This is a genomic window from Candidatus Methylomirabilota bacterium, assembly GCA_035709005.1.
Taxonomy (GTDB): Bacteria; Methylomirabilota; Methylomirabilia; order Rokubacteriales; family CSP1-6; genus 40CM-4-69-5.
This window is the reverse complement of record DASTFB010000063.1, coordinates 38,263-44,841: the sequence shown is the minus strand read 5'-3', so window position 1 is coordinate 44,841 and position 6,579 is coordinate 38,263. Positions and strand designations below refer to the sequence as shown.

Annotated in this window: 4 protein-coding genes; all 4 read left to right on the top strand. The window is 73.4% G+C overall.

Features of this window, described 5'->3' with window-relative positions; translation table 11 throughout:
- Window positions 1–1,188, top strand: a 1,188-nt coding sequence (locus tag VFR64_10205) for a Wadjet anti-phage system protein JetA family protein (protein ID HET9490110.1), incomplete at its 5' end; no start/stop codon positions are given.
- Window positions 1,189–1,191: 3 nt separating this feature from the next.
- Entirely contained in the window at window positions 1,192–1,839 is a 648-nt protein-coding gene (locus VFR64_10200) for a DUF4194 domain-containing protein (protein ID HET9490109.1), read from the top strand.
- The gene (locus tag VFR64_10195; GenBank protein ID HET9490108.1) at window positions 1,836–5,264 is read left to right on the top strand and encodes an SbcC/MukB-like Walker B domain-containing protein; all 3,429 of its coding nucleotides are present in this window, start codon (window positions 1,836–1,838) and stop codon (window positions 5,262–5,264) included. The genes VFR64_10200 and VFR64_10195 overlap by 4 nt, the downstream gene beginning before the upstream one ends.
- The gene (locus VFR64_10190) at window positions 5,209–6,519 is read left to right on the top strand and encodes a Wadjet anti-phage system protein JetD domain-containing protein (GenBank protein ID HET9490107.1); all 1,311 of its coding nucleotides are present in this window, start codon (window positions 5,209–5,211) and stop codon (window positions 6,517–6,519) included. Before VFR64_10195 ends, VFR64_10190 begins: the two co-directional genes overlap by 56 nt.
- The last annotated feature ends 60 nt before the right edge of the window (window positions 6,520–6,579 follow it).

The window sequence follows — 6,579 nt, the reverse complement described above, 5'->3', positions numbered from 1 at the left end:
GGCGACGCCGGCGAGCCGGCGAGCGACGACGCGGCGCTGCTGCGCGCGACGGCGCGCCGGCTCGTCGGTCGGCTCGAGGCCGCCGGCTGGTTCCACTTCGAGTACCGCAGCGCGGTCGGTGAGGTGCTCAACTTCTTCCCGTACGCGGCGCGCATCCTGGAAGCGCTCGTCCGCGTCGCCCGCGATGAGCAACCCCTGTTCCAGGGGTACGCGCACTCCATCGCCTCGCAGCTGCGGGCGGACGTCTTCGCCGGACGGCCCGGCGTGTCGCTCAGCGAGGCGCGCCGGCACACGCTGGACATGATCCGGGAGCTGAAGATCCTCGACCGCAACATCTTTGCATCGACCCAGCGATTGCTCGACGCGGCGACGTCGGCGTCCGGCGTGCTCGAGGAGGGTCTCGACCACTACCGCCACGCGGTGCTGGCGAACTATCACCGGCTCAAGACCGTCGACAATCTCTACAAGTGGCGCGGCGAGATCCTGCACCGCCTCGACGCGATCGAGGCCGACGGGCGAGCGCTCGAGGCGGCTGGCCGCTGGTACGCCGAGCAGCTCTCCGTCGACTCGCAGGCCGCCGGCGCCGCCGTGACCGCGGACCTGCGGCTCCTGAGGACGCAGTTCGAGACGCTGCCCCGGCTCGTCGACGACATCGACGTCCGAAACGCCCGTTTCAGCGGCGTCGCCCTCCGCAAGCTCATGTATCTCCTCCGGCAGGACACCCGGACCGAAGGGCAGCTGCAGCGCATCGTCGACGTGCTCGCGCGCGATCGGGCGCCCGACCTCGTCTTCGACGTCTATCGCTGCGAGCTGCTCGCCAGCGGCTTCCTATACACGCCCCCGCGGCGGCGGCCGCGTCCGGAGGCCCAGCCGCTCGCCCGCCGCGCGCCCGAGACCGCGGAGCTCCGGCGCGACATCGCGCCGCGCCTGCGCCGGCCGTTCGCGCGCTCGCGGGTCGAGGCCTTCGTCGAGGGCCTGCTCGGCGCCCGCGCCGCCGCGCCGCTCGCCGAGGTGGCGCCGGACACCGACACGGACTACGTCCGCCTCATCTACACCGTGGCCTACGGGCTCGACGGCCGCTCGCCCTACCGGTTCGAGCGCGACCCGGCGCCCGCGGAGGAGCGCCTCGCCCGCCATGGTCCCTATGGCTTCCCGCGCGGCTTCGTGGGCCGCCGGCGGAGGGCGTGAGTCGTGGACTTCACCGCGGACTACGCCGGGCTCGAACCGGCGCAGCAGGACCGCTTTCGCGAGGTGGTGACCCGCCTGTTGTCCGGCCACGTGCTCACGCCGGGGCCCGCCATGCGGCCCGATCCGGACTGGCGCTTCGCGGAGCGGCACCGCGAGCTCATCGACGGCTACCTCCGGATCGGCGGATGGCGGCTCGAGATCGACCTCGGTCTCCGACTGTGCCGGGCGGTCCACGAATCGGGAGAGCAGCGCGTGCGGCTCTCGAAGCTCGAGAGCCTGGTGCTGTGCACGCTCCGGCTGGCCTATCACGAGCAGATGCAGCAGGCGAGCGAGGACCTCCGATGCGAGATGTCCGTCGGGGCCCTGCGCGAGCGGCTCATCCAGTCGGGCAAGCCCGCCGTGCAGCTCTCCCGGCGCGCGCTCGAGCACGCCCTGCGGCGGCTGGGTCGTCACTCCCTGATCGTGATCGAGCGCGGGTTCGCCGGCGAGGACACCGAGACGTTCGAGGTGAGCGCGCTCATCGAGAAGGTGCTGCCGCCCGACCGCATCGCCGAGATGGCCGAGCGGATCCGCGCCTACACGGGGTCGCTGGTCTCGGCCGACGACGGCGGCCCCGCCGACGACCCCGAGGACGGCGAGGAGTCCCGATGATTCACCTGGCCGCCATCCGCCTCGTGAACTGGTACCACTTCGCCGACCAGACGTTCTGGCTCGGCGGCAGCTGCCTGCTGCTCGGCGACAACGGCAGCGGCAAGTCGACGGTGCTCGACGCCGTCCAGTGGGCGCTGGTGGCCGACCAGCAGCAGGTGCGCTTCAACAAGGCCGCCAACGAGCAGAGCCGTCGGAGCCTGCACGGCTACGTGCGCTACAAGCTGGGCTCCGAGGACGAGACGCGCCCCGGCCAGGTCCGGTTCGGCCGGGGCGCGTGCTCGTCGTACGTGATCCTCCAGTTCACCGACTACCAGGATCCCGCCGGCGACTTCGCGTGCGGCCTGGCCATGGAGGCGGCCGAGACCGATACGCACGTCGCCCGGGTCCACTTCGTCGTCCCGCGAAGCGCGGCGGCGGACGTCCCCGCGATCGCCCCCGGCGACCTCGTGCGGCCGCTGCGCGACTTCCGGCAGGCCCTGCGCGCGGTCCCGCACGCCCGGTCCTTCGCCGACGCCGCCACCTATCGCGACGAGCTGCGCCATCGCCTCGGCGCCCTACCGGAGGCGTTCCACCGGCTCATCGTCAAGGCCCTCGACTTCAAGCCGATCGGCGAGGTCCGCGACTTCGTCTTTCACTACCTCCTGGACGAGCGGCCCGTCGACACCGAGTCGCTCCAGGCCAACCTCGAGCACTACAAGCGGCTCGAGGCCCAGGCGCGCGACGCCGAGCGCCGGCTCGCGGCCCTCGACGCCATCTGCACGCAGGGGGAGCGCATCGCCCAGGAGCGCCGTACGGCCGAGAGCCACCACTACCTCTCGCTGCGGGCCGACGTCGAGCTGGCCGAGGGCCGCCTGCACGAGATCGACCGGCATCTGGAGGAGACCGCGCGCGCCCGCGACGCGTTCGCCGCCGACCTCGCGCGCGCCGACGATCAGCGGGCCTTCTTTCTGCGCGAGCGCGACCGCCTGACCGAGCTCCTGGTGGCCACGCCGGGCTTCCGCGAGATCCAGGCGCTCGAGCGCGACCTGGAGACGACGCGGCGCGAGATCGGCGACGCCGCCGACTCGGAGACCCGGGCCCGCCGCATCCTCGACGGCCAGCGGGCGGTGCTCGACACGCTCATCGGCCAGGAGGCTCGCGACATCCGGAGCGTCCAGCCCGACGCCTTCCCGTCCCCGTCCTTGCTCGGCGCCCCCGACGAGCCGGCCGTGGTCGGGCGCTTGCGCGAGACGCTCGCGCGCGACGGACACCTGGGCGGCCGCGACCTCGCCACCTGGACCCGCCACCTCGGGCGGGCCGCCGACGCCATCGCCGTGGCCCTGGCGCGGCTCGACGAGGCGCTGGAGGCCACCAATCGGGAGGGCCATCTGCTGGAGGCGGAGCAGGCCGACCTCGAGCGCGGGCGGCAGCGCTATCCGGACGGCGCCGAGGGTCTCCTGCACCTGCTGCGGGCCCGGCTCGGCGGCGCCCGCGAGCCCCGGCCGCTCTGCGAGCTCATCGAGGTGGCGTCGGCGCGGTGGCGCGACGCGGTGGAGGGCTACCTCAACACGCGCCGGTTCGACGTGCTCGTCGCCCCCGGTGACTTCCCGCGGGCCCTCGCGCTCTACGAGCGGCACAAGCGCGACTACACGCTGCCGGGCCGGGGCCGCATCTTCATCGCGAGCGTCGGGCTCGTCGACATCGAGCGCATCCAGGCCATGGCGCCGCGCCGCGAGGCGCGGTCGCTCGCGGAGCAGGTCGCCACCGACGACCCCCTGGCCCGCGCCTACGTCGATTTCCTGCTCGGCGACGTCATCTGCTGCGAGAGCGAGCAGGAGCTGCGCCGCCACCGCCGGGCCATCACCGACACGGTCATGGTGTACCAGAACCACGTGGCGCGGCAGACGCCGCTCGAGGTGTTCCGCCGCCACTACGTCGGCGAGGCCGCCCGCCTGCGGCGGCAGGAGGAGATCGGCCGGCGTCTGGGCGAGCTCTCCGCGGCCGTCGTCGACCTCGCCCGGGCCGTGCAGTGGCTGCGGAACGCCGCGGGGGCGTGCCGAAGGGCGCTGGGCGAGGCCGTCGAGCTGCCCCGCCTCGTCGAGGCGGCCCAGCGCCTGCCCGACCTGCGCGCCCGCGCGGCGCTGCTCCAGCGGCAGCTCGACCGGATCGACCGCCGCGAAGTGGAGCACCTCCAGCGCGAGCGCGACGCCGCCGACGCCGAGCTGCAGCGCCTGGACCGCGAGCGGGGAGATCTCCGCGAGCGCGTCGGCGCCTGCGCCCGCGATCTGGAGCACGCCGGCGCCGAGCGCGCGCGCGCGGCGCTGGCCGGGCAGGAGGCGCGGACCCGTCTCGACGCCCTCGTGCCCGGTGCTGCCGAGGACGCCGAGCGCCGCGCCGGCTACGAGGAGCGCTACCGCCGCGAGCGCGCCGACCGCGAGGCGGCCGAGATCCGCGAGGTGTTTGAGCGCCAGTACCGGAACATCGACAGCCGCGTCCAGGGGCTCGTGCTGAGCCTCGTCAGGCTCAAGACCGAGTACGCCAACACCTTCGGCCTGGCCGCCGAGGTCGAGGGCGAGGGCTACGACGACTTCAGCGCCCAGCGGGACCTGTGGCGCGACAGCCGCCTGCCCGAGTACCGCGAGCGCATCGTCCGGGCCAAGGACGAGGCGATCCAGCAGCTGGCCGAGGACGTCATCTTCCGCCTGCGCGAGAACCTCGTCGACGTCCGGCGGCAGATCGACGAGCTGAACCGCGCGCTGAAGGACGTGCCCTTCGGGTCGGAGCGCTACCAGTTCACGCTCGAGGTCGCGCCCGAACACCGCCTCTTCCACGACCTCATCATGGACGCCGGCCGCTTCGAGAAGGACTCGCTCTTCGGCGCCAGCGCGCTCGGCAGTGACGACACCCGGCGCACGCTGGAGGACCTCTTCGGGCGGCTCGTCCAGGCCGAGGCACGCCAGGTGAAGAGCGAGCTGGACTCGCGCGCGGACTATCGCGAGTACTTCGACTACGACCTGCGCATCCTGCACGCCGACGGCACCCACTCGCTCTACGGCCGCGTGGCCGGCGACAAGTCCGGCGGGGAGACGCAGAACCCATACTACATCGCCATCTTCGCCTCCCTGTACCGCCTCTACCGGAGCCTGACGCCCGACGGCCGCCCGCGGTGCGGCCTCGTCCTGCTCGACGAGGCCTTCTCGAAGATGGACGAGTCGCGCATCCAGGCGACCCTGCGCTTCGCGCGCGGCCTCGGGCTGCAGCTCCTGATGGCCACGCCGAAGGAGCGCAGCGAACTGGTGGCCCCGTGGACAGAGACGAGCCTCTACATCCATCGCGACGCGGTCAGCGGGCTGCCCACCGTTCTCGACTTCACCAAGGAGTTCAAGCCGGATGGCGACCTCGGCGACGACGGCGCGCAGGGACCTGCTGCGCCGACTACTCGATAAATACGAGCGCAGCGCCGCCTTCGGGCGGCCGGGACCCTGGCGGCAGGACGTGATCATCCGACTCGACGCCACGACGTTCCCCGAGGCGTTCGATCCCGACGGGCGCGAGATGCTGGCCGATCTCCGCGAGGCCGCGGAGCAGCTCGCGCGCGAGGGCGCCGTGCGCGTGGTCCGGCACCGGGGATACGCCGCCGGTCTGGCGCGCGAGCTGCGCGTGGGCCCGGACGAGCTTGCTCGCGCCTACGAGCTGGCGGCGGCGTTCGGCTTCCGGGCACTGGGCGAGGATCTGCAGGCGCTCACGGCCCTGGTGGACGGCCTCCGCGTCGAGCCCGGGCCCGGCTGGTTCGCGGCGTATCTGGCCGAGCTGGCGACCGGCATCCCGAGGGCCGACGTGTCGCTCCTCGGCGTCCAGCGCGAGCGGTTCAAGCGCGAGCGTCGCGACGTGCTGGACGCCCTGACCGGCGCGGCGGCCCTGGCCCGGGGCCTGGCGGGCTGGGAGCGCGTGGTCAGCGAGCGCGTCTACGGCGATTCGAAGCGGCTGGCGGTGGTGCGGCCGCTCGTCGCCGACATCCTGCTTCGCGCCGATCCGCGCTGGGAGGGCCTGTCCCGCGATCGCGTCCCGGAGCTGTTCGAGGCGTACGGCGTTCGACGCAAGCCCGGGCTCCTGCGCTGCGCGGGCCGGGCCACCCTGAAGATCGCGCCGCGCGTCTACGAGCTGGAGGACTTCGCGCCGGCGGCGCACCTGCCGGAGGCCTGGACCGAGGCGTGGGCGGAGGCGATCGCCAGCGGGCCCACCAGCCGCATCACGACCATCGAGAACGAGACGGCGTTCCTGGCCTACGTCGAGGAGGCAGGTGGGCCGGCGGGCCTCGGTGATCGGGGCGAGGTCGCGGTCTACACCGCGGGGTTCCCGACTCCGGTCCTGCTCGACGCCCTCGCCGCGGCGCGGAAGCCCGCGCTCGACTTCCGGCACTGGGGCGATGCCGACCTCGGCGGGCTCAGGATCTGGTGGTTGCTGCGCACGCGGCTCGACCGCCCGGTGTCGCTCCATCGCACCAGCGCGGCCTGGCTGGAACAGGCTGTGCAGTCCGGCGGGGGTTCACCCCTCGACGATGGAGAGCGGGCTGGACTCGCGCGCCTGCGTGCACAGCTGGTGGCCTCGGCGGTGGCGACCGCGCCGGACGTCGCGGACGCGCTCGGGCTGGTCGATGCGCTCCTACGGCTCGGTTGCAAGGTCGAGCAGGAGCGGTGGTGAGGCGTGCCGCGACGCAGCGTCGGCTCTATGGACCGGCGCTCGCCAGATGACCAGGTCCGG

Excerpts from the sequence above, each read along its gene's own strand:
- VFR64_10195 (HET9490108.1), top strand. The coding sequence starts at position 1,836 with ATGATTCACCTGGCCGCCATCCGCCTCGTGAACTGGTACCACTTCGCC.
- VFR64_10190 (HET9490107.1), top strand. The coding sequence starts at position 5,209 with ATGGCGACCTCGGCGACGACGGCGCGCAGGGACCTGCTGCGCCGACTA.